Annotated in this window: 21 protein-coding genes; 3 read left to right on the top strand and 18 right to left on the bottom strand. The window is 67.6% G+C overall.

What is annotated here, in order from left to right; translation table 11 throughout:
- Nucleotides 1-324, bottom strand: a complete 324-nt coding sequence (locus ASC78_RS03845; protein WP_055796654.1) for a DUF6172 family protein — start codon at nt 322-324, stop codon at nt 1-3.
- 86 nt (nt 325-410) lie between these two features.
- On the opposite strand from ASC78_RS03845, the gene ASC78_RS03840 reads away from it, so the two are divergent.
- Nucleotides 411-638, top strand: coding sequence for a hypothetical protein (locus tag ASC78_RS03840; protein WP_055796651.1), 228 nt, complete (start codon nt 411-413; stop codon nt 636-638).
- A gap of 4 nt (nt 639-642) precedes the next feature.
- Here the strand turns inward: ASC78_RS03840 and ASC78_RS03835 are convergent, their stop codons facing one another.
- Nucleotides 643-1,830, bottom strand: coding sequence for an aminotransferase-like domain-containing protein (locus ASC78_RS03835; protein WP_055796648.1), 1,188 nt, complete (start codon nt 1,828-1,830; stop codon nt 643-645).
- Nucleotides 1,831-1,971: 141 nt separating this feature from the next.
- On the opposite strand from ASC78_RS03835, the gene nth reads away from it, so the two are divergent.
- A complete protein-coding gene (gene nth / locus ASC78_RS03830) occupies nt 1,972-2,619 on the top strand; it encodes an endonuclease III (protein WP_055796645.1) in 648 nt (215 codons plus the stop codon).
- 40 nt (nt 2,620-2,659) lie between these two features.
- Here the strand turns inward: nth and ASC78_RS03825 are convergent, their stop codons facing one another.
- The 10 genes from ASC78_RS03825 to ASC78_RS03780 all read right to left on the bottom strand — a co-directional run bounded on the left by ASC78_RS03825 (nt 2,660) and on the right by ASC78_RS03780 (nt 15,553).
- Nucleotides 2,660-3,562 (bottom strand): SDR family NAD(P)-dependent oxidoreductase, encoded by a 903-nt coding sequence (locus ASC78_RS03825; RefSeq protein WP_055796642.1) that lies wholly within the window; start codon nt 3,560-3,562, stop codon nt 2,660-2,662.
- Nucleotides 3,563-3,608: 46 nt separating this feature from the next.
- Nucleotides 3,609-4,493: a helix-turn-helix domain-containing protein gene (locus tag ASC78_RS03820; RefSeq protein ID WP_055796639.1), complete on the bottom strand. Its 885-nt coding sequence runs from the start codon at nt 4,491-4,493 to the stop codon at nt 3,609-3,611.
- A gap of 36 nt (nt 4,494-4,529) precedes the next feature.
- Entirely contained in the window at nt 4,530-5,081 is a 552-nt protein-coding gene (locus ASC78_RS03815) for a histidine phosphatase family protein (RefSeq protein WP_055796638.1), read from the bottom strand.
- Nucleotides 5,078-5,872, bottom strand: coding sequence for an adenosylcobinamide-GDP ribazoletransferase (locus ASC78_RS03810; RefSeq protein WP_055796635.1), 795 nt, complete (start codon nt 5,870-5,872; stop codon nt 5,078-5,080). Before ASC78_RS03810 ends, ASC78_RS03815 begins: the two co-directional genes overlap by 4 nt.
- A gap of 5 nt (nt 5,873-5,877) precedes the next feature.
- A complete protein-coding gene (gene cobT, locus ASC78_RS03805) occupies nt 5,878-6,927 on the bottom strand; it encodes a nicotinate-nucleotide--dimethylbenzimidazole phosphoribosyltransferase (protein WP_055796630.1) in 1,050 nt (349 codons plus the stop codon).
- The gene (locus tag ASC78_RS03800) at nt 6,924-8,363 is read right to left on the bottom strand and encodes a cobyric acid synthase (RefSeq protein ID WP_055796627.1); all 1,440 of its coding nucleotides are present in this window, start codon (nt 8,361-8,363) and stop codon (nt 6,924-6,926) included. The genes cobT and ASC78_RS03800 overlap by 4 nt, the downstream gene beginning before the upstream one ends.
- A gap of 79 nt (nt 8,364-8,442) precedes the next feature.
- On the bottom strand, nt 8,443-9,936 hold the full coding sequence (locus tag ASC78_RS03795; protein WP_055796625.1) for an efflux transporter outer membrane subunit: 1,494 nt from the start codon (nt 9,934-9,936) through the stop codon (nt 8,443-8,445).
- An 18-nt stretch (nt 9,937-9,954) separates the two neighbouring features.
- Nucleotides 9,955-13,230 (bottom strand): efflux RND transporter permease subunit, encoded by a 3,276-nt coding sequence (locus ASC78_RS03790; protein ID WP_055796622.1) that lies wholly within the window; start codon nt 13,228-13,230, stop codon nt 9,955-9,957.
- 40 nt (nt 13,231-13,270) lie between these two features.
- On the bottom strand, nt 13,271-14,521 hold the full coding sequence (locus tag ASC78_RS03785; RefSeq protein ID WP_055796619.1) for an efflux RND transporter periplasmic adaptor subunit: 1,251 nt from the start codon (nt 14,519-14,521) through the stop codon (nt 13,271-13,273).
- A 150-nt stretch (nt 14,522-14,671) separates the two neighbouring features.
- Complete coding sequence (locus ASC78_RS03780; protein ID WP_055796616.1) at nt 14,672-15,553, bottom strand: alpha/beta hydrolase; 882 nt, start codon at nt 15,551-15,553, stop codon at nt 14,672-14,674.
- Nucleotides 15,554-15,736: 183 nt separating this feature from the next.
- On the opposite strand from ASC78_RS03780, the gene ASC78_RS03775 reads away from it, so the two are divergent.
- Entirely contained in the window at nt 15,737-16,651 is a 915-nt protein-coding gene (locus ASC78_RS03775; protein ID WP_055796613.1) for a LysR family transcriptional regulator, read from the top strand.
- A 21-nt stretch (nt 16,652-16,672) separates the two neighbouring features.
- Here ASC78_RS03775 and ASC78_RS03770 read toward each other — a convergent pair whose 3' ends face one another.
- The 6 genes from ASC78_RS03770 to cobO all read right to left on the bottom strand — a co-directional run bounded on the left by ASC78_RS03770 (nt 16,673) and on the right by cobO (nt 20,861).
- The gene (locus ASC78_RS03770; protein ID WP_055796609.1) at nt 16,673-17,149 is read right to left on the bottom strand and encodes an OsmC family protein; all 477 of its coding nucleotides are present in this window, start codon (nt 17,147-17,149) and stop codon (nt 16,673-16,675) included.
- Between the two features lie 66 nt (nt 17,150-17,215).
- On the bottom strand, nt 17,216-17,944 hold the full coding sequence (locus ASC78_RS03765; protein ID WP_055796607.1) for an LrgB family protein: 729 nt from the start codon (nt 17,942-17,944) through the stop codon (nt 17,216-17,218).
- Nucleotides 17,941-18,294, bottom strand: coding sequence for a CidA/LrgA family protein (locus ASC78_RS03760; protein ID WP_055796604.1), 354 nt, complete (start codon nt 18,292-18,294; stop codon nt 17,941-17,943). Before ASC78_RS03760 ends, ASC78_RS03765 begins: the two co-directional genes overlap by 4 nt.
- 26 nt (nt 18,295-18,320) lie before the next feature.
- On the bottom strand, nt 18,321-19,349 hold the full coding sequence (locus tag ASC78_RS03755; protein ID WP_055796599.1) for a pyridoxal phosphate-dependent aminotransferase: 1,029 nt from the start codon (nt 19,347-19,349) through the stop codon (nt 18,321-18,323).
- On the bottom strand, nt 19,346-20,290 hold the full coding sequence (gene cbiB / locus ASC78_RS03750) for an adenosylcobinamide-phosphate synthase CbiB (protein ID WP_055796596.1): 945 nt from the start codon (nt 20,288-20,290) through the stop codon (nt 19,346-19,348). The genes ASC78_RS03755 and cbiB overlap by 4 nt, the downstream gene beginning before the upstream one ends.
- Nucleotide 20,291: 1 nt before the next feature.
- A complete protein-coding gene (gene cobO / locus ASC78_RS03745; protein WP_055796592.1) occupies nt 20,292-20,861 on the bottom strand; it encodes a cob(I)yrinic acid a,c-diamide adenosyltransferase in 570 nt (189 codons plus the stop codon).

The raw sequence follows: 20,861 nt of genomic DNA, 5'->3' as shown, positions 1-20,861 counted from the left end.
CTAGATTTCTTCGGGCGGCTCTTCCGCCCGCTCCCCGGCCGGGCGCGGCGTGCGCTTGCCGGGCTTGGCCAGGATCTCGACATAGAACTGCTTGCCGGCGTCCTTGACGACGCCGTCGATCAGGCCCGTGATGGCCGAAAGATGCACTGTTTCGGCGGTTTCCGCCGAGGTGCCGAACTTGCAATCGAAGTCCCAAAAGTCGCTGCCCTCGGGCAGAACGCGCCGGCGCTCACGCTTGATGTACTTGCGAATCTCGTGCTTGATGGCTTCGAGGAGGCGGTCGGGGTGCTTGCCCTCGACCTGAAGCTGAAAGGTTTTTCTCATGGGTGATGGTAACCAATGACCGGCAGCAGCCGGACACGCTGCCCGGCTGTGTACAGTCGGCGGTTCAATTGAAAGCAGGTGAAGACATGGCGCGCGCGAACGACTGGGCAAGCAAGGTAATGGCATTGGTCAACGGCGGCAACGCATCGGCGGCCATCGCGCAGATCAAGGTTGCGCCCTCGGTCAAGGACCTGAAGGCGCTGCAGACCATCATGACGCTATCGAAAATGAAAGGCCGCCATCCGAACGTGGATGCGGCCATTGCGGAGAACCTGGCGCTGCTGGCGGCGCCCCGCCTGCATCGCTCGCCCTGAAGACTTACAGGGCCTGGCCGAGGCGTTTCACGCCCTCTTCGATCTTGGCCACGTCGGCCGTCGCAAAGCTCAGCCGCAACGTCGCCATATCGGGCTTCTCCGCATAGAACGGCGCCCCGGGCACGAAGGCCACGAGCTGCTCGATGGCGCGCTTTGCCAGTTCGCCGGCATCGGCCAGCTTGCCGTTGGCACCCGTGAGGCGAGCCCAGAAGAACAAGCCGCCCTGCGGCTGAGTGAAGCTCACGGCGTCGCCCAACTCGCGCTTTAGCGCCGCGCCCATGGCCTGCGCGCGCTGGCCGTACACCTCGCGCACGTGCGCGAGCGTGGCGGGCATGCGGCCGCTCTTGAGGTATTGCGCGGCGGTGGCCTGGGCAAAGGTGCTGGTGTGCGCATCGCTGAACTGCTTGCACATCGTGGCCTTGGCCAGCAACTCGGCGGGCGCGATCATCCAGCCGATGCGCAGGCCCGGGCTCAGCACCTTGCTCAGGCTGCCGCAGTGCGCCAGCAATTCGCGGCTGCCCGGCACATCCTTGCTCAAAGCCAGGATCGAAGGCGGTGGCGCCTCGCCGAAGTAGAGATCGCCGTACGGGTCGTCTTCGACGATCAGCGTCTGGTACTTGACGGCAAGCTCGAGCACCTTCTTGCGGCGCTCCAGCGTCAGCATGGCGCCGCTCGGATTGCCAAAGGTGGGAATCAGGTAGACGAACTTGGGCTTGTGCTCGGCGATGAGCTTTTCGAGCTCGTCGGTCTTCACGCCGTTGGCGTCGATGGGCGCGCTGATGAGCTGCGCGCCATACAGGCGAAAGCATTGGATCGTGGCCAGGAAGGTCGGGCCTTCGACAATCACCTTGTCGCCGGGCGAAATCATGGTCTTGCCCAGCAGGTCGAGCGCCTGCTGGCTGCCGGTGGTGACGATCAGGCCGCTCGGGTCCACGTCGACGCCCTTGGTCTTCATGAAGGCGCTGAGCTGCGTGCGCAGCGGCTCGTAGCCTTCGGTGGCGCCGTATTGCAGCGCGCCGCCGGGCTCCTCGGTCAGTGCCTTCTGGCTCGCCTCCTTCAGGCCCTCCACGTCGAACATGGCGCTGTCGGGAAACCCGCCCGCAAAGCTGATGATGCCGGGCTTGCCCAGCAGCTTGAAGAGTTCGCGGATGGCGGAGGTTTCGACGTTGTCGAGGCGGGAAGCGAATTGCATGGGAGGTCTCACTTTCTGGACGCCATTGTCGCGAAAGCCGCGGGCAATAAAGCTGCGTAAGGCTATCGCCTTTCAACGATATATTGCGTCTATCGCCGCCCTGCCCCGAATGGCCGACGCGCGCCGCGTTTCCCGGACCCCATGAAAAAAGACAACATTCCCCTCTTCTTCGCCACCCTGCAGGCGGCCAACCCCACACCTGAAACCGAGCTCGAGTACGCCACGCCTTTCGAGCTGCTGGCCGCCGTGCTGCTCTCGGCACAAGCCACCGACGTGGGTGTGAACAAGGCCACGCGCAAGCTTTTTCCGGTGGCGAACACGCCGCAGGCGATCCTCCGGCTGGGGGTGGAAGGCCTGGAGGAATACATCAAGACCATCGGGCTCTATCGCAGCAAGGCCAAGCACCTGATCGAAACCTGCCGCATGCTGGTGGAACTGCACGGCGGCGAAGTGCCGCGCACGCGCGCCGAACTGGAGGCGCTGCCGGGGGTCGGCCGAAAGACCGCAAACGTGGTGCTCAACGTCGCGTTCGGCGAGGCCACCATCGCGGTCGACACGCACATCTTCCGCGTCGGCAACCGCACCGGGCTCGCGCCGGGCAAGACGCCGCTCGAAGTGGAACTCAAGCTCGAGAAGCGGGTGCCTTTCGAGTTTCGCCTGCATGCGCACCACTGGCTCATCCTGCATGGGCGCTACATCTGCGTGGCGCGCACGCCGAAGTGCTGGGAATGCGCAGTGGCGCCCTACTGCGACTACAAGCCGAAGACGCCGCGGCCCAAGTCGGCCTGAATCCGGCCTGAACCTGGCCTGAACCTGGCCTGTTCTTCGGCTACATCTCGAACGCCTCGACCTGCCGGCCGTCGATGTCGGTAAAGCCGTACTCGCGCGCGAGGTCGGCCACGCGGTGTACGCCGCCAGTCTTCTCCATGACCCCTGCATCCCCGGCCAGTGCGGCGACTGCGCGACCGAGATAACGTGGTGATTCGGTCCGCGCCAGCGCCGGGCGTTCCTGCCAATGCGCCTCGTCGGTCTTGTGGCCGGCCAGCACGAACTCGGTTCGCATCCAGCCCGGCGACACCGCAAGCGAAGCGACGCCATGGGGACGCAGCTCCTGCGCCATGCCGAAGGCCAGCCGCGTCATGGCGGACTTGGCGAGGTCGTAGAACAGGTTGCCACGCAGGTAGTTGCCGCGGTCCCAGAAGGTGGTGGTCAGGATGAGCCCACCCTTCTGCGCCACCATGAGCGGCGCCGCGCACCGGCTGGCCAGCAGGTGATTGCGCACGCCGCGGTCGAACATCGAGTCCCAGTTGGACAGCGGATGCTCCCAGAACGGCGCCTCGAACACGCCGGTGAAAGTCTCGTGGCCACCCCAGGCGTTGTTGACGAGCAGATCGACACGGCCTTGCTCGCGCTGCACCTGCGCAAAGAGCCGCTTCACTTCGTCTTCCTGCGTGTGATCGCACCGAACCGCAATGCCGCGTCCGCCGAGGCGAGTGACTTCGTCGGCCGTTTCGTCGATGCTGCCCGGCAGGGCTTCGAGCTCCGAGAGGGCGAGCAACTGGCCGTAGGTGGTCGCCGGCTGCTCCCGCGTGCTTCGCCCCGTGACATACACGGTGGCGCCCGCGGCGCCGAGTTCCATCGCGATGCCGCGGCCGGCACCGCGGCTGGCGCCGGTCACCACGGCCACATGGCCCTTCAACGGCCGGTCATTGCTTTCTCTTTCTGCATGCATCAGTTTTCTCCTTTCGTTCCGGGTTCGAAGCGACAGTAAGGCCGCTTCAGCCCGCCGTCTTGGAAGAACCCGAAATCGCGCGGCCCAGAAACTCCGTCGGCGTGAGGCCGCAGAGCGCCTGGAACTCGTTGACCAGGTGCGATTGGTCATAGAAACCACCGTCCAACGCAAGACTCGCCCAGGCGGGCGCACGCTGCAGGCGCAAGGCGCGCAGGCAGGCATGCAACCGCGCGAGCCGGCTCCAGACACGGGGCGACAACCCCACCTGCTGCTGAAAGACCTGCTGCAGCCGCCGCTCGCCGAGCCCGACGGCCGCCGCCACCTCGCGCAGCGGACGCCGCCCGCCCGACGCCGCAATGAGTTGCGCCGCGCGCATCGCGGCTGGGTGAACGGTGGCATCGCCATCGGCCAGCTGCCGCTGCAGTGCGGTGCAGAGCACCGACACGCGCGAGGCGTCGTCCGGCTGCCCGGCCATGCGCTCCAGCAGTTCGGCACCCCGGCCGTGCCACAGTTCGTCCAGGTGCACGGCGGTGCCGGCGATCTCGCTGGCCGGCATTCCCAGCAGGGCCGCGGCCGCGCCGGGGCGCAGGGTTACCGACAGTCCTTCCATCTTCCGGCGAAGGCGCACCAGGACCGGGGCTGCGGAAGCACCCAAGGCCTCGACAGCTTGCCCGGCGCTTTCGCCCGCCGACGGCGCATCGCCCAGATTGAAGACCAGGCGCACCGCCCCGTCGGGCAGCACGCGCTCGACAACCTCATGGCCTTCGGGCAGCGCTTCCCTGTAGAGAAGAATGTGCGCGACATGCGCCGCGAGCGGTGCCGCAACCGGAAAGGCGCACAACGTGCCCGCGGGCATGTCGGCCTCCGGCCCGTGCAAGGGATCGCCGTCGAGGCGTACGTACAGGCGTTCGTTCGTGAAGGGCTTCGGCATCGCGGTGACGGCGGCAGGCCGCCCTGTCGCTTTCCATCAGCCGCATTCGATCAGCTGGCACGCCCCGTAGTCAATGGGCGCCGACGGCCATTGCGTGGCGTCGTCGACGCGCCGCACGCCGCGGTGCAGCAGTTGCACGGCGCGCATCACGCCTGCATGCGTGACCCACACCGCGTCTTGCCCCGACACGCGCCAATCGTCGAAGGCTGCGCCCGTGCGTTGCAGAAAGCGGGCCGTGCTTTCGCCGTGGCCGCCCGGCAGGCCCTCGGCGAAATTGCAGGTCCACGCGTCGAACTCGGTGCGAGCGATGGACGACCAGGGCCGGCCTTCCCAGGCGCCGAAATCCATCTCGGCCAGACGCGCATCGGCCCGCACCACGAGGTCCGGGCGCAGCGTGCCGATGGCCTGTGCCAACTCGGCACAACGCCGCAAGGGCGAGTGGACCAGCGCGATGCCTTCCGGTATGCCGGACACCACCGCGTGCGCTACCGCCAGCGATGCCCCGGCCGGCACGCCCACATCCGCCCTGCCGTAGCAAAGGCCCGGCGCGGCGTCGGTCTCAGCATGGCGCACCAGCCACAGCTTCATGCCTGCCACGCCAGCGCAAGATAGATCGCAAGCTCGCACACCTGCTGCGTCGCACCGAGCCCGTCGCCTGTGAAACCCTGCAGCCGGCGCCGGAACATGCGCGCCATCACCAGCGCCGCAAGAGCGCATGCCACTGCCGTGGCGAGCGTTCTCGCCGGGCCTTGCGTCAGCAGCACCAGCCCGGCAGCAGGCACCGACCAGAGCACGCCGACCAGCAAGGCACCACCGCCGATTGCATCGGCCAGCGGCTTGGCCTTGCTCGCGCCGGCATCGCCCACGTAGGGCAACCAGCGAATCAGGAACAGCGGCGCCAGCCGCGAAAGCACATGCGCGCTGGCGATGGCAGCTGCCAGCGCCAGCGCGCCCTGCCCCGCCATCGACGCGAGCAGCGCGGCCTTGAGCCCGAGTGCCAGCACCAGCGCAATGGCGCCGAAGGCACCGATGCGCGAGTCCTTCATGATCTCCAGTGCGCGGCTCCGGTCGGACGCTCCGCCCAGCCCGTCGGCCACGTCGGCGAGCCCGTCCTCATGAAACGCGCCGGTGAGCAGCACCGTCGCGGCCATGCTCAGCAGCGCCGCGGCCAGCGCACCGGCCGTGCCCGGCAAGCCCTGCAGTGCGAGCACGAAAACGGCCGCGCCAACGCCACCCACCAGCCAGCCGACGCCGGGAAAATGCGCCGCGCTCGCACGCAGCATCTTCGGACTGAACCCGACCCATTCGGCAAGCCGGCCGGTTACCGGCACGCGCGTGAAGAACTGCAGGGCCAGCAGGTAGTGGCGAACACCGTTCATCGAGTTCAGGCGTCCTTGCGCGACACGCCCGCCGCCTCGAAGCTCGCCATTTCGCGCAGGATGCGGCAGGCCGATTCGAGCAGCGGCCAAGCCAGTGCCCCGCCCGAGCCTTCGCCCAAACGCAGGTCCAGGTTCAGCAAGGGCTCCAGCCCGAGGTGCTTCAGCAGCAGCGCATGCCCGGGCTCGGCCGAACTGTGCGCGGCCACGCAGCGCTGCGCCACATGCGGCTGCAATGCCTGCGCAACCAATACCGCGGCGCTGGCGATGAAACCATCGACCACGATCACCCGGCGTTCCTGCGCTGCTTGCAGCACCGCGCCGACCAGCGTCGCGATTTCGAAACCGCCGAACGCAGCCAGTGCATCGAGCGGCGAAACCGCCGATGCATGCAGCGCCAGCACTTCGCGCAGCACCGTGCGCTTGCGTGCCAAGCCCGCGGCGTCGAGCCCCGTGCCGGAGCCGGTGCAGGCATCGATATCGAGCTGGGCCAGCCGCGCAAGCAGCATCGCCGCCGCCGAGCTGTTGCCGATGCCCATCTCGCCCAGCAGCAAGGCGTTGCCGGGCAGCAGGTGCACCACGTCGCGGCCGTTGGCGACGGCCTCGGCGCATTGCGCCGCCGACATTGCAGGGCCCGCCGATGCATCGGCCGTACCGGCGGCTATCCGCCGCGACACCAGGCCCGGGCGCGCCTGAAAGTCGCGCCGCACGCCGCAGTCGACCACCGTCAGCGCCAGCCCATGCTGGCGCGCCAGCACGCTCACGGCCGCGCCGCCGGCCAGGAAGTTCTCGACCATCTGCCAGGTCACGTCGCTCGGAAACGCCGAGACACCACGCGCCGCCAGCCCGTGGTCGCCCGCGCACACCAGCATCTGGGGGGCCTCGAGCATGGGCGTTTCGCTGCCCAGGATCAGGCCGAGCCGCAAGGCCAGGCTCTCGAGCCGGCCCAGCGCGCCGAGCGGCTTGGTCTTGTTGTCGACCGCGCTCTGCAGACGCGCCGCCAGGGCATCGTCATGAATGTCGGCGATGGAAGGAATGGTGTCGTTGTTGTCGGTCATGCGATCAGGCCCTGCAATACGCCGGGCTCGAAGTGGGTGTCTATGAAGTCGGCCAAACCTTCGAAGGTGGCATCGAGCGTGGGTGCCGCGGCGCCGAAGAGCGCGTGCAGCGCGGCCGCATCCTCGAACAGGCCGTGCAGGTAAAGGCCCAAGACATTGCCGCGCGCGTTCTGCCAGGCCAGCCCGTCGGGCATCACGGCACGGCCGTCTTGCGCCATCTGCGGATGGATCGCGGTGTTGCCGTGGTGAATCTCGTAGCCGGCAACCGGCACGTTCGAAAGCGAAGCCCATGGCCCGCTCAACTCGCCGAAGCTGGCGGACCGGTGGCGCACGGTCTTCTCGCGCTCGAACACGGTCACCAGCGGCAGCAGGCCCAGGCCGGGCGCGTTGCCGTCGATGCCGTGCGGGTCGACCAGCGCCTCGCCCAGCATCTGCAAGCCGCCACAGACGCCCAGCACGGCACCGCCGCCCGCCGCGTGCGCGGCAATGGCGCGGTCCAGCCCCTGCGCGCGCAGCCACGCGAGATCGCCGCTGGTGTGCTTGGAACCGGGCAGCACGATCCAGTCGGCGCCCGCCACGTCCGCCGGCGTGCGCGCCCACACCAGGCGAACGCCGGGCACGTTCTTGAGCGGCTGGAACTCGTCGAGGTTGCTGATGCGCGGATATGCCACCACCGCCACCGTGCGCGTGACGACGCCGCTCGAGCGGCTCCGGTCATCGAACACGCCGTCTTCCTCCGGCAGGCCGTGCTGCCACCACATCGGCAGCGTCGCAACGGTGGCGATGCCGGTCAGCGCCTGCAGCTGCTGCGGCGCGGGCGCCAGCAGCGAGGCATCGCCGCGAAACTTGTTGAGCACGAAGCCACGCAGCAGCGCGCGGTCGCTCTCGGGCATCAATGCCCAGGTGCCGTAAAGATGCGCGAAGGCGCCGCCGCGGTCGATGTCGGTCACCAGCAGGCAGCGGGCATCCGCATGGCGGGCCACGCGCAGGTTGACGATGTCGCTCGCCATCAGGTTGATCTCGGCCGGCGAGCCCGCACCCTCGATCACCACCACGTCGTTCTCGGCGCGCAGCGAATCGAATGCCCCTGCGATCTGCGGCCAGACGCGCTCGCTGCGCCCACGCCAGGGCATGGCCGTGAGTTCCGCGCTCACCTGCCCCATCAGAACCACCTGGCTATGGGTGTCGCGCTCGGGCTTGAGCAGCAGCGGGTTCATGCGCACGTCGGGCACGGCGCGAGCCGCCAGCGCCTGGAAATATTGCGCGCTGCCGATCTCGCCGCCGTCGACCACGCGGGCGTTGTTGCTCATGTTCTGCGCCTTGAAAGGCGCCACCTTGAGGCCCTTCCGCGCATACCAGCGGCACAGCGCGGTCACCAGCCAGCTCTTGCCGGCGCCACTGGTCGTGCCGAGAACCATCACGCATCGGGTTGTCATGCGGCTATTGTCGTTGCCGCCGCATGCCGTTTCCGAAGCGGAAGCGGCAAAGAAAAAGGGGCTTGCGCCCCTTTGGTGTTCAGCGTGCCGCGGTCTGCAGCGCGGCAGCCCCGCCGGGCTGAGCCTGCGCCGTAGCGGGCGGCACTTCCCAGCCGCCACCGATGGCGCGGATCAGCCCCACGGCCGCCTGGTACTGCGCCGACTTGACCTGCAGCGCCTGGCGCCGGTTGCGCAATTCGCTGCGACGTGCATCGAGCAGGTCGAGCTGGCTGATGTAGCCATTGCGGTAGCGCGTATCAGACAGGCTGGTCGCGCGCTGGGCCGACGTGACGGCCTGCGCCTGCACGGTCGACTGCTCCTGCAGGATGCGGATGGCGGACAGCTGGTCTTCGACCTCCTGGAACGCCACCAGCACCTGGTTGCGGTAGTTCGCGAGCGCGCCGTCGAGCTGCGCATTGGCGCCCTGCACGCCGGCTTCGCGACGGCCACCGTCGAAGATCGGCAGCGAGAGCAGCGCACCCACGCCCCATGAGCGGGCCGACCACTTGAACAGGTCGCCGATCTCCGGCGATGCATAGCCGGCCGCGCCGGTCAGCGAAATGTCCGGAAACCACGCCGCCTGTGCCACGCCCACCCGGGCCTGCGCCGCAAGCACCGCGTTCTGCGCGGCCGACACGTCCGGGCGGCGCGTGAGCACCGTGGCGGGCACGCCGGGCGGCACGGACGGCAGCGCGGTGGCCCAGTCGTCGGCACGCAGGCCGAAACTGGAGGCCGAATCGCCCACCAGCACCGCGAGCGCATGCTCGACCTGGGCGCGCTGCCGGTCGAGCGCCAACGCGTCCGACTCGGTGGACGACACCTCGGTCTGCACGCGCGCCACGTCGAGCTCGGCGATGTCGCCGGCCTGCTGCCGGCGCTGCGTCAGGCGCAGCGTGTCGCGGTAGGCCTCGACCTGCTCTCGCACGAGCGCGCGCTCGGCGTCGAGCGCACGCAGTTGCAGATAGGTCTGGGCCACCTCGGCCTGCACCGCAAGTCGCGTGCTTTGCAGCAGCCCTTCGCGGCCCGCCGCATCCAGCTTGGCCGCATTGCTCGCGCCCGAGAGCCGGCCGAACAGGTCGAGCTCGTACGAGAACGTGGCGCCGATGTTGGTCATGGTGGCCGGCCTGGTACTGGCCGTAGCCTTGTCGAGGCCAGCACCGCGGTTGGCACCGGCCCCCAGCCCGATCTGCGGCATGCGATCGGCGTTGGCGCTGCGCGCCAGGGCGCGAGCTTCCGCCAGCCGGGCCGCGGCGGCCTGGATGTTGTTGTTGTTGACGTCGGCCTTCTCGACCAGCGCATTGAGCACCGGGTCGTTGAATGCCAGCCACCAGGCGCCGCGCGTCTGCGCTTCGGAAGGCACGGCACGCGTCCAGCCGGCCGGCGGCGCGGCGCCCTGCTCCTTGAACTGGGCGGTGGTCTGGATCTCCGGCACGCCGGAGGGAACGCTCGCGCAGCCGGCCAGCGCCAGGGCTGCCACCAGCGGCAGCAAGGCGGTGCGAAGTGGCTTGACCCAAGGTTGTACTGAGAATTTCATGATGAGCTTTCTTCTCGATCAGTCATGCGAGCCGTGCGAAGGACGCGGCGCAGCAGGCAGCGGGTGCAGCCCGCCACCGCCGGAACCTCCGTGGGACGGCGCAGCCGGATGCGCCGCCGAAACGAAGTCTTCCCCATGCGGCACGTCGCCGTGCAACTTGAGCGGACGGTTGCCCGCGAGGCGGCGCATCAGCACGTAGAACACTGGCGTCAGGAACAGGCCGAAGGCCGTCACGCCGATCATCCCGGCGAACACCGCCACGCCCATGGCCTTGCGCATCTCCGAGCCCGCGCCGGTCGACAGCACGAGGGGCAGCACACCCATCACGAAGGCCAGCGAGGTCATGAGAATCGGGCGCAGGCGCAGGCGGCTGGCTTCGATCGCAGCCTGGATGGGCGTGCGTCCGGCGAACTCGAGCTCCCGTGCGAACTCCACGATCAGGATCGCGTTCTTCGCACTCAGCCCCACCAGCACGATCAGCCCGATCTGCGTGAAGACGTTGTTGTCACCCCCCGATATCCATACGCCCGCCATCGCGGCCATGATGCCCATTGGCACGATCAGGATGATCGCGATCGGCAGCGTCAGGCTTTCATACTGCGCGGCCAGCACCAGGAACACCAGCAGGATGGCCAGCGGGAACACCAGGAAGGCGGAGTTGCCGGCCAGGATTTCCTGGTAGGTCAGCTCAGTCCACTCGAAGCTCACGCCCTTGGGCAGCGTCTCGGCCGCAATCTTGGTGATCGCGTCCTGCGCCTGGCCCGACGAATAGCCGGGAGCCGGGCCACCGTTGATGTCGGCGGCAAGATAGCCGTTGTAGCGCATGGCGCGTTCCGGGCCGAAGGTCGAATTCACCTTCATCAGCGCCGACAGCGGCACCATCTCGCCCGTGGTCGAGCGCACCTTCAACATGCCCACGTCTTCGGCACGGGCGCGGTAAGGCGCGTCGGCCTGCACACGCACGCTGTACGTGCGGCCAAACTTGTTGAAGTCGTTCGCATACAGGCTGCCGAGGTAGATCTGCATGGTGTCGAAGATGTCCGTCACCGGCACGCCGAGCTGGCGGGCCTTGGTGCGGTCGATGTCCGCATACAGCTGCGGCACGTTGACCTGCCAGCTCGTGAACATGCCCGTGAGCTCCGGCGCTGCATAGGCCTTGGCCATGAAGGCCTTCACCGCCGCGTCCATCTGGTCGTAGCCGACCGAGGCGCGGTCTTCGATCTGCAGCTTGAAGCCGCCCGTGGTGCCCAGGCCCGCCACCGGCGGCGGCGGGAACATCACGATGAACGCGTCCTGGATGCTGGCGAAGGCACCGTTGAGCTGACCGGCCACCGCACCGCCGCTCTGGTCGGCGCGCTTGCGCTGGTCGAAGGGCTTGAGCGTGGCAAACACGATGCCCGAGTTCGAGCTGTTGGTGAAACCGTTGATCGACAGGCCCGGGAAGGCGATGGCGTCTTCCACGTTCGGGTTCTTCTTCATGATCTCGCCCATGCGCTGGATCACGTTGTCGGTGCGGTCGAGCGTGGCGCCGTCGGGCAGCTGGGCAAAACCGATCAGGTATTGCTTGTCCTGCGCCGGCACGAAGCCGCTGGGCACTGCCTTGAAGAGTCCGAAGGTCACGCCGACCAGCGCGAGGTAGATCACCAGCATCAGCGTCTTGCGCGAGATCACGCTCTTGACGCCACCGCTGTAGGCTTCCGAACCACGGCTGAACAGCTTGTTGAAGCCGCGGAACAGCCAGCCGAAGACCTTGTCCATGCCACGCGTCAGCGCGTCCTTGGGCGCATCGTGGCTGCGCAGCAGCAAGGCGGCGAGCGCAGGCGACAGCGTGAGCGAGTTGATGGCCGAGATCACCGTCGAGATCGCGATGGTCACCGCGAACTGCTTGTAGAACTGGCCCGTGAGACCGCTGATGAAAGCCAGCGGCACGAACACGGCCACCAGCACCAGCGCGATCGCGATGATGGGCCCGGACACTTCGCGCATCGCACGGTACGTCGCCTCACGCGGCGTCAATCCGGCCTCGATGTTCCGCTCGACGTTCTCCACCACCACGATGGCGTCGTCCACCACGATACCGATGGCCAGCACCAGCCCGAACAGGCTCAGCGCGTTGATCGAGAAACCGAGGACGTGCAGCACCGCGAAGGTACCGATCACCGACACCGGCACGGCGAGGAGCGGAATAATCGATGCGCGCCAGGTCTGCAGGAACAGGATCACGACCAGCACCACAAGAGCAATGGCTTCGAGCAGCGTGTGGATCACCGATTCGATGGACGCACGCACGAACTGCGTCGGGTCGTAGGCGATGCGGTATTCCAGCCCTTCCGGCATGTTCTTGTTGAGCTCGGCCATCGTCTTGCGAACGTTGGACGAGATGTCGAGCGCATTGGAGCCCGGCGCCTGGAACACGCCCATGCCGACGGCCGGATCGTTGTTCAAAAGCGAACGCAGCGAGTAGTCGGCGGCGCCCATCTCGAGGCGGCCGATGTCGCGCAGGCGGGTCACGGCGCCGTCGGTGCCGCTCTTAACGATGATGTCGCCGAACTCTTCTTCGCTCTGCAGGCGCCCTTGCGCATTGATCGAGAGCTGCATGTCCACGCCCGAAAGGCCCGGCGAAGCGCCGACCACGCCGGCCGCGGCCTGCACGTTCTGGCCGCGGATCGCAGCCACCACGTCGCTCGCCGAGAGGCCGCGCTGCGCGACCTTCTGCGGGTCGAGCCAGACGCGCATCGAGTAGTCGCCGCCGCCGAAGATCTGCACCTGGCCCACGCCTTCGATGCGCGCGAGCGGGTCCTTGACGTTCAGCACCGCGTAATTGCGCAGGTAGTTGATGTCGTAGCGGTCGTTCGGCGAAACGAGGTGCACCACCATCGTCAGGTCAGGCGCGCTCTTGACGGTCGTGATGCCGAGGCGGCGCACTTCCTCCGGCAGGCGCGGCTCGGCTTGCGAGACGCGGTTCTGCACGAGCTGCTGTGCCTTGTCGGGATCGGTGCCGAGGCGGAAGGTGACGGTGAGCGTGAGCACGCCGTCGGTGGTCGCCTGGCTGCCCATGTAGAGCATGCCTTCGACGCCGTTGATCTGCTCTTCGAGCGGGGTGGCAACGGTTTCGGCAATCACCTTCGGGTTGGCGCCCGGATACTGGGCGCGCACCACCACGGAGGGCGGCGCGACTTCCGGGTATTCGGAAATCGGCAGCCCGCGCAGTGCGATCAGGCCGGCTATCAATATCAATAGCGACAGCACGCCGGCAAAGATCGGCCGGTCGATGAAGAATTTAGAGAGATTCATGTTGTTTCTCCGGCGAGCGCAAACGCGCTCCCCTCCGAGTTCAGGACTTCGCGGCTTCCGCGACGCGTTCCGGTTGTTGTTGCTTGGTATCGGCCTTGGCGTCCATCGTCACGGTCTGCGGCACCACCAGGGCACCCGGGCGGATGTGCTGCAGGCCGTTGACCACCACGCGGTCGCCAGCCTTCAGGCCCTTGCTCACGACGCGCAGGCCGTTGATCGACGCGCCGAGCGTCACTTCGCGGTACATCGCCTTGTTGTCCTCGCCCACCACCAGCACGAACTTCTTGTTCTGGTCGGTACCGATGGCGCGTTCGCTCACCAAGAGCGCGGAGTCGCTGCGTGCCTGGCCCATGCGGATGCGGGCGAACTGGCCGGGGATGAGCGCGCCGTCCTTGTTGTCGAAGGAGGCACGCACGCGCACCGTGCCGCTGCGGGCGTCGACCTGGTTGTCGATCAGCTGCAGCTTGCCGACGAAAGGCGTGCCTTCGAAGCCCGAGGTACCCATCTGCACCGGAATGCTCTCGATCTGGCCGCGTGCGCTGGCGCCGCTCGGCAAGTCCTTCAGGGCCCGCGTGATCACCTGCTCGTCGGCATCGAAGCTCGCGTAGATCGGGCTCACCGACACCAGCGTGGTCAGCACCGGCGCGCCAGGGCCGGCGGCCACCAGGTTGCCCACGGTCACTTCGAGCTTGCCGATGCGGCCGGGCACGGGAGCACGCACCTGCGTGTAGCCCAGGTTCAGGCGCGCCGACTGCAGCGACGCTTGCGCGGCGCGCAGGTTGGCGTCGGCCTCGCGGCTGGCGTTCACGCGTTCGTCGTATTCGCGCTGGGCGATGGCTTGCTGGTCCCACAGGCGCTTGGCGCGTTCCTGCTCGCTACGGCTGAAGGCCTGGCGGGCCTGGGCCGATGCCACCTGCGCTTCGGCGCGCTCCGCTTCGGCCGCGTACGGGGCCGGGTCGATGGTGATCAGCAGATCGCCCTGCTTCACCAGCGCGCCTTCGCGAAAGTGCACCGCCTGGACGGCGCCCGCCACACGGGAGCGCACATCCACGCGCTGCACCGCCTCTAGCCGGCCCGAGAACTCGTCCCAGGCGTTGATCTCGCTCGACGCCACGGCCGCCACCGAAACCGGTGTGCCCTGCGGCGCCGCGGCGGGCGCGGTGGCCTCGGCCTTGAAGCTGTGCATGCCCAGCACCGCGGCGGCCACGGCCAGCACGGCGGTGAGGCCGGTCACGGCGGGCCACAGGCCCTTGCGGGCGGCGGAAGACAGTTTTTGATTGTTGTTCGACATGATGATTCGTCCTTCTCGATGACGTTTTGGGATGCAACAGGCCATCCCGGTGCTTGTGGCACCAGGAGGCGGAACTCGAAAATGACCGGGGTTACCGGTGGGCCGAGGGGCGGCGTCGCGTCGTCAGCCAGGCTGCCGCGACAGGGCCACCTAGCTGGGCTTGGGCGCTACGGGAGGCGGTGTAGTGGCACTGAAAAATTCGCGGAAGTGCTGCTGCACGCTGGCCTCGCACGCCTTGCAGCCCGAGGGCTCGGGGTCGTACAGGGCCTTGGGCCAGTTCGCAGCGCCAGGCAGCACGCTGCTTGTGACGTCGATGCCGGCCGCGCGCAGTCGCCCGGCAAAAGTCATCGCCTCGTCGCGCATCGCATCGTCCGCCCCCACCAGCACCAGGGCGGGCGCCAGCGAAGACAGCCGGAGCGATCCACTCGGCACCGCATAGGGGTGCATCGCGTTGGACGGGCAGCTCAAGTACTTTTCCCAGCCCTTGGCCCAGCGGCATTCGGCCTCGTCGTTGGTGGCCTTGCGCAACGAAGCCGTGCCCGCACACGGGTCGAGCATGGGCGACAGCAGGATTTGCCCGGCCAGCGGCGGATGCGCCCGGTCGCGTGCAATCAGTGCCACGCCGGCCGCCAGGTTGCCGCCGGCTTCCTCGCCAGCCAAGTACACCTGGGCGCCCTTGCCGCCGAGCTTCACGCGCTGCTTGTAGAGCCACTCGAGCGCGGCATAGCCCACCTCGATGGGTTCGGGGAACGGCGATTCGGGCGCCAGCGGATAAGCCACCGACACCACCACCGCGCCCGCGCCGGCAAGGAGCCGGGCCACGTTGCGGCCGTTGTCCAGGTTGCCGCAGACGAAGGTGCCGCCGTGGAAGTGCAGCACCAGCGGCACGGTTTCGCCTCGGGGACGCTGTCCATACACCCGGGCGCCCACGGGGTCGCGGCCGGGCAGCTCGATCGAAAGATCGGCTTCCACGCCTTCTGCCGCGGCGAGAGCAGCGGCTTCGGCAGAGCGGGACGACGGACGGGGTGACATGGAGGCAACCTCAGGAGGATTGGCGATAGTCGAAATATAAGGCGGCCAGTGTGGGGTTAAACAGGCAACCTGCCCCTACTCTGTTTCCAAACCGCTAACAATCCGGGAAACGCTGTGGGATTGTCACCTTGTGTGAGAATCCGCGTCCTCCCGGCATGGCCGGGCTCCCAGGAACAGTCATCAATGGATCAAATCCAGGCAATGCGGATCTTTGTCCGCGTCGTGGAAGCAGGCACGTTCACCCGGGCGGCGGACTCGCTCGCCCTGCCCAAGGGAACGGTCACCAAGCAGATCCAGGCGCTGGAATCGCGCCTGCGGGTAAAGCTGCTCAACCGCACCACGCGGCGCGTGACCGTGACGCCCGACGGTGCCGCCTACTACGAGCGCGCGGCGCGCCTCTTGAACGACTTCGACGACATCGAATCCAGCATGACCAATGCGCAGGCCAACCCCACGGGGCGGCTGCGCATCGACGTCGGCACCTCGGTGGCGAGGCTCATCATCCTGCCGGCGCTGGCCACGTTTTGCGACCGCTATCCCGAGATCCAGGTCGACCTGGGCGTGAGCGACCGCACGGTCGACCTCATCACCGACAACGTCGACTGCGTGATCCGGGCCGGCGAACTGAGCGACCAGTCGCTGGTGGCCCGGCGCATCGGCACGCTGCACTTCGTGACCGTGGCGTCCCCGGCGTACATCAAGCGCTATGGCCATCCGCAGCATCCCAACGACATCGAGAAGCGCCACCACGTGGTGAGCTACTTTTCGGGCAGCACGCGGCGCGTTTATCCGCACGAGTTCAAGAAGGGCGACGAGTCCATCGAGCTGAACGGGCCCTACCGCGTGTCGGTGAACGAGAGCAACGCCCACATGGCGGCCGTGCTCGGCGGGTTCGGCATTTCGCAGTGCATCACCTTCATGGCCGAGCCGCTGCTGGAAAGCGGCGAGCTGATCGAAGTGCTGCCCGAGTGGCACCGCGACCCGTTGCCGATTCACGTGGTCTATCCGCCCAACCGGCACTTGAGCGCGAAAGTGCGGGCGTTCGTGGATTGGGCCGCCGAACTGTTTGCGAAGAGCCCGCGGCTGCAGCGGCGATGAGTTCGTTCGCTGCCCGCCGGTTCAGTCGGCGGCGGCGATCACCGGCTCGCAACGCACCTCGGTCTTGACCGAGTTGGCAATGAAGCACTCTTCATGCGCCCGGTGGTGCATGTGCTCGATCTGCTCGCGCGTGGGCAGGTTCGCGCCCGAGAACGTGACCTCGGGCCGAAGCGTGACCACCGTCATCGCGAGCCTGCCTTCGGCGTTCTTTTCCATCGTGCCGCTCGCCGCGTCGAAGTAGCGGTCCACGTTGAACTTGCGCTTCATGGCCATGGTGAGAAACCACAGCATGTGGCAGCTCGACAGCGAAGCGACGAAAGCCTCTTCGGGATCGACAGCCGCCGCATCTGAAAACGGCAGCGGCACCACGTGCGGCGACGAGGAGCCGGGCACCTCCGCGCCGCCATCGAAGCGCATCGAATGCCTCCTGCTGTAGGTGTTGCCGAGGAAGTCCTGCTCGCCTCGCTGCCAGAGGATTTCTGCGGTGTACTGGGCCATGCCTTGCTCTCCAGCGCAAATAGTGGCCGCCATTTTGCGTCAGGAGGCCATCGGCCGCTAACGCCCTCAAACGCCCATGAGCCTGACCAGCAACGGCACCAGCAGCGCCGTCGCGATGCCGTTGAGCCCCAGGGCCAGTGCCGAAAACGCACCGGCCGTTTCGTTCACCTGAATGGCGCGCGCGGTGCCGATGCCGTGCGCCGCCATGCCCACCGCAAAGCCGCGCACCGCGGGCTCCTCGATGCGCAGCAGGTTCAGAAGACCGGTGGCCATGATCGCGCCCGAGATGCCCGCCACGGCGGCCGCCACCGCGGCAAGCGACGGCAGCCCGCCGATCTTCTCGGCCACACCCATCGCGATCGGCATCGTCGCCGACTTGGGCGCGAGCGACATCATCAGTTCGTGCGATCCGCCCAGCGCCCAGGCAATGCCGATGGCCGACACGATGGCAGCCACCGAGCCCACCAGCAGCGCCACGCCGATCGGCAGCCACAGGCGCCGCAGCCGCGCGAGCTGGCCGTAAAGCGGCACCGCGAGCGCCACGGTGGCCGGCCCGATCAGGAAGTGCACGAACTTGGCGCCTTCGAAATACGTGTCGTAAGGCGTGCGCGTGATGAGCAACACGCTCACGATGGCGATCACCGACACCAGCACCGGATTGACCGCCGGATTGGCGCCGCTGCGCTTGTGCAGCCACAGCGCGCCCAGGTAGGCCAGCAGCGTGAGCGACAGCCACAGCAGCGGCGACTGCGCCAGGAAGACCCAGATTTCGGAGAGTTTCGGGGGGGCGCTCATTCCGCGTCCTTACCCGTGACGCGGATCATCCAGCGCAGGGTGAGCGCGGTCACGGTCATGGTGAAGGCCGCCCCCACGATGCCGGCCGCCAGGAACGGAAGCCATTCGCGCCCTACCCGCTCGAAATGCAGCATGACCCCGGTCACGGCGGGAATGAACAGCAGCATGAGGTTGCGCAGCAGATGGCCCGAGGTCTCGCTCAACGCGTCGGGCACGCGGCCGCGAACGAGCAGCACGATGAAGAGCAACAGCATGCCGATCAACGGACCCGGGATCGGCAGGCCCAGCCACTGCACGAGCAGTTCACCGGCCAGTTGGCAAAGAAAGAGCGTGGTGATGGCGTAGAGCATGCGGATGTCCTGCGATGGATTGACCTTCAATGTTCGGCCGAGGCGACGGCGCGCGTCCAGGCTTCTTTCAGCGCCTGCTGGCTCTGCGGCGGCAGAACGCCCAGGCGGACGAACCCCGGCAGGCCGAAGGATGCGCAGTCGCGCAGCTTGATGCCTTCGGCGCGCAGGGCCGCGGCGAACCGCGGGTAAGGCGCATCGGTGCGCGCGCAGAAGAAGTTGGCATCGCCCGGCAGGCATTGCCACCCCAGCGATTCGCAGAGGGTTCGCTGCTGCGCCTTCCAAGCCCGCAGGGCGTGCAGGCTCTGCGCGAGCCAGGCCTGGGCTTCGGTGCCGATCCAGGTTTCGAGCAATGCCACGCCGTGGGCACCGACCGGCCATGACGGGGCCAGGCGTGCGAGACGCTTCAACATTGGCACGGCCGCTCCGCCGTCGGGTGCGATGGCGTAGGCCGCGCGAACGCCGGTGAGGCCCATCGCCTTGTTGGGCGTCCACAGCTGCCACACGCGGTTTCGCTCGGCCGCATCGAGCGATGCAGCGCCTTCGAGACGCAGCGGTTCATAGGCCAGGTCAAGCACGCAGAGGCCGCCATCCGCTCTGGCATGCAACGCGAGATCGGGCTGAGATTGGCCAAGCGGACTCGAGGGCTCGCAACACCAGCGCAGCGCTGCAGCGTCGCGCGGCTCGGGCGACCGCAGCACTTGCAGGCCCCAGGCCAAGGCCGTACGCTCGTAGTCGCCGTAGCTGTGCAGAGGCAGCCAAGCCTCGCGGCCACCGCCCTGCGCGAAGGCGGCGCTGATGCGATGGATGAATTCGCTTGCGCTGGCCGCGATCACGACGCGCTCCGGCGTCACGCCATGAAACTTCGCCAGCGCGCCGCGCAGCTTTGCATAGCTGGGGTCTGGATAGTGGGCCGCGTCCGCCGCGCGCAGCGCCGACAGCACAGCCGGGCACGATCCCGTGGCATTGCCGTTGGTCGAAAAATCGTGCCAAGGGGTGCCGCCCTCGTCCGGCCCGCCATGCACCGCAGCTTCGAAGGTTTCATCTTCCTCTGTCATGCCGGTCTCGTGATCGCGAAGATCGCCAATGATGCACACACGGCCAGCACAAGCACCGCCCTGCCGCCCAGCTGCGCAGCGCGATTCGTATCGGCCGCTTCGGCCGGCCGGCCTTCGGCATTCAAGACATAAACCTCCGGCTTGGCGAGCCGCACACCAAGCAGCAGCGCCATGGCCGCCATCGGCCAGCCGCTGTTGGGCGACGGGGTGCGGCGCGCCTCGCGCGCCATGCCCATAGGCCATTGCCATGCCGCGAGCGCGAGCAGCAAGGCCGTGAGCCGCGCCGGCAGCCAGGAGAGCACATCGTCGGCCCGCGCGGCCCATTTGCCGAACCAGGTCCATTCGCGGCCATTGCGCTCGCCGCGATAGCCCCACATGGCATCGGCCGTGTTGGCGAAGCGATAGACAGCCGCGCCCGGCAAGCCCAGCAGCACGAACCAGAACAACGGCGCCACGAGCGAATCGTTGAGGTTCTCGGCCAATGATTCGATGGCGCTTTCGCGCACCTCGCGTTCGTTGAGCACGGAGACATCGCGGCTCACCAGCCGCGCGAGTTGCGCGCGGCCGGCTTCGAGCGACACCCCCAATGCGGACTCGACCGCAAGCACTTCAGTGCGCAGCATGCGCCATGCGAAGAGCGGCTTGAACGCGAGGCCCAGCACCAGGGCTGCAGCCCACCCGGGCAGCCATAGCGCGGCGCTTTCCTGCAATGCCAGCGCCAGTGCGCCAGACAGCATCGCGCCAACGCCCCAGGCCAGCCCGCCGGCAAGAAAGAGCGGCAGGTCGCGCGGCCTCGCATCAGCCGCATGCGGGGCCGCGCGGGAACCGATCCAGCCGAGGTAGCGCCCCATCCACACCACGGGATGCCAGCGCGCAGCGGGTTCGCCCAGCCAGCGGTCGATGGCCAGGGCAAGCCACAGGGCTGCAACGGCAGCCAACAGCTCAGTCCTCGATGCCGCGCTGCGCCGGAATACCGGCCTTGAAGGCGTGCTTGACCATGGCCATTTCGGTCACGGTGTCGGCCAGCTCGACGATCTCCGGCGGGCAGCGGCGGCCGGTGAGCACCACGTGCACGTGCTTGGGCCGCTCGCGCAGCGTTTCGAGCACGCCTTCGAGCGGGAGCCAGCCGTAGATCAGCGGATAGGTGATCTCATCGAGCACCACCAGGAAGAATTCACCCGAAAGAATGGCCGCCCTGGCTTTTTCCCAGCCGTCGCGCGCCAATTGGGCCGAGTGCTCGAGGTCCTGGCTCTTCCAGCTGAAGCCGTCGCCCAGGCCTTCGATCGGAATGCCGATCTGCTCGAACATGCGGTGCTCGCCGAAACGCGCCGAGGGCACTTTCATGAACTGGTAAATCTTCACCGCCTTGCCGCGGCCGTGCGCGCGCAGAGCCAGGCCGAAGGCCGCGGTGCTCTTGCCCTTGCCGTCGCCGGTGTTGACGATGACGATGCCGCGGCGTTCGCCCTCGGACTTTTCGTACGGCTTTTCGGTGGGGGGAGTTTCGATTTGCAT

The organism is Variovorax sp. Root318D1 (assembly GCF_001424835.1).
Classification (GTDB): domain Bacteria; phylum Pseudomonadota; class Gammaproteobacteria; order Burkholderiales; family Burkholderiaceae_C; genus Variovorax.
Note: the sequence above shows the minus strand (reverse complement) of the source record. Positions and strands in the feature narration are given on the sequence as shown.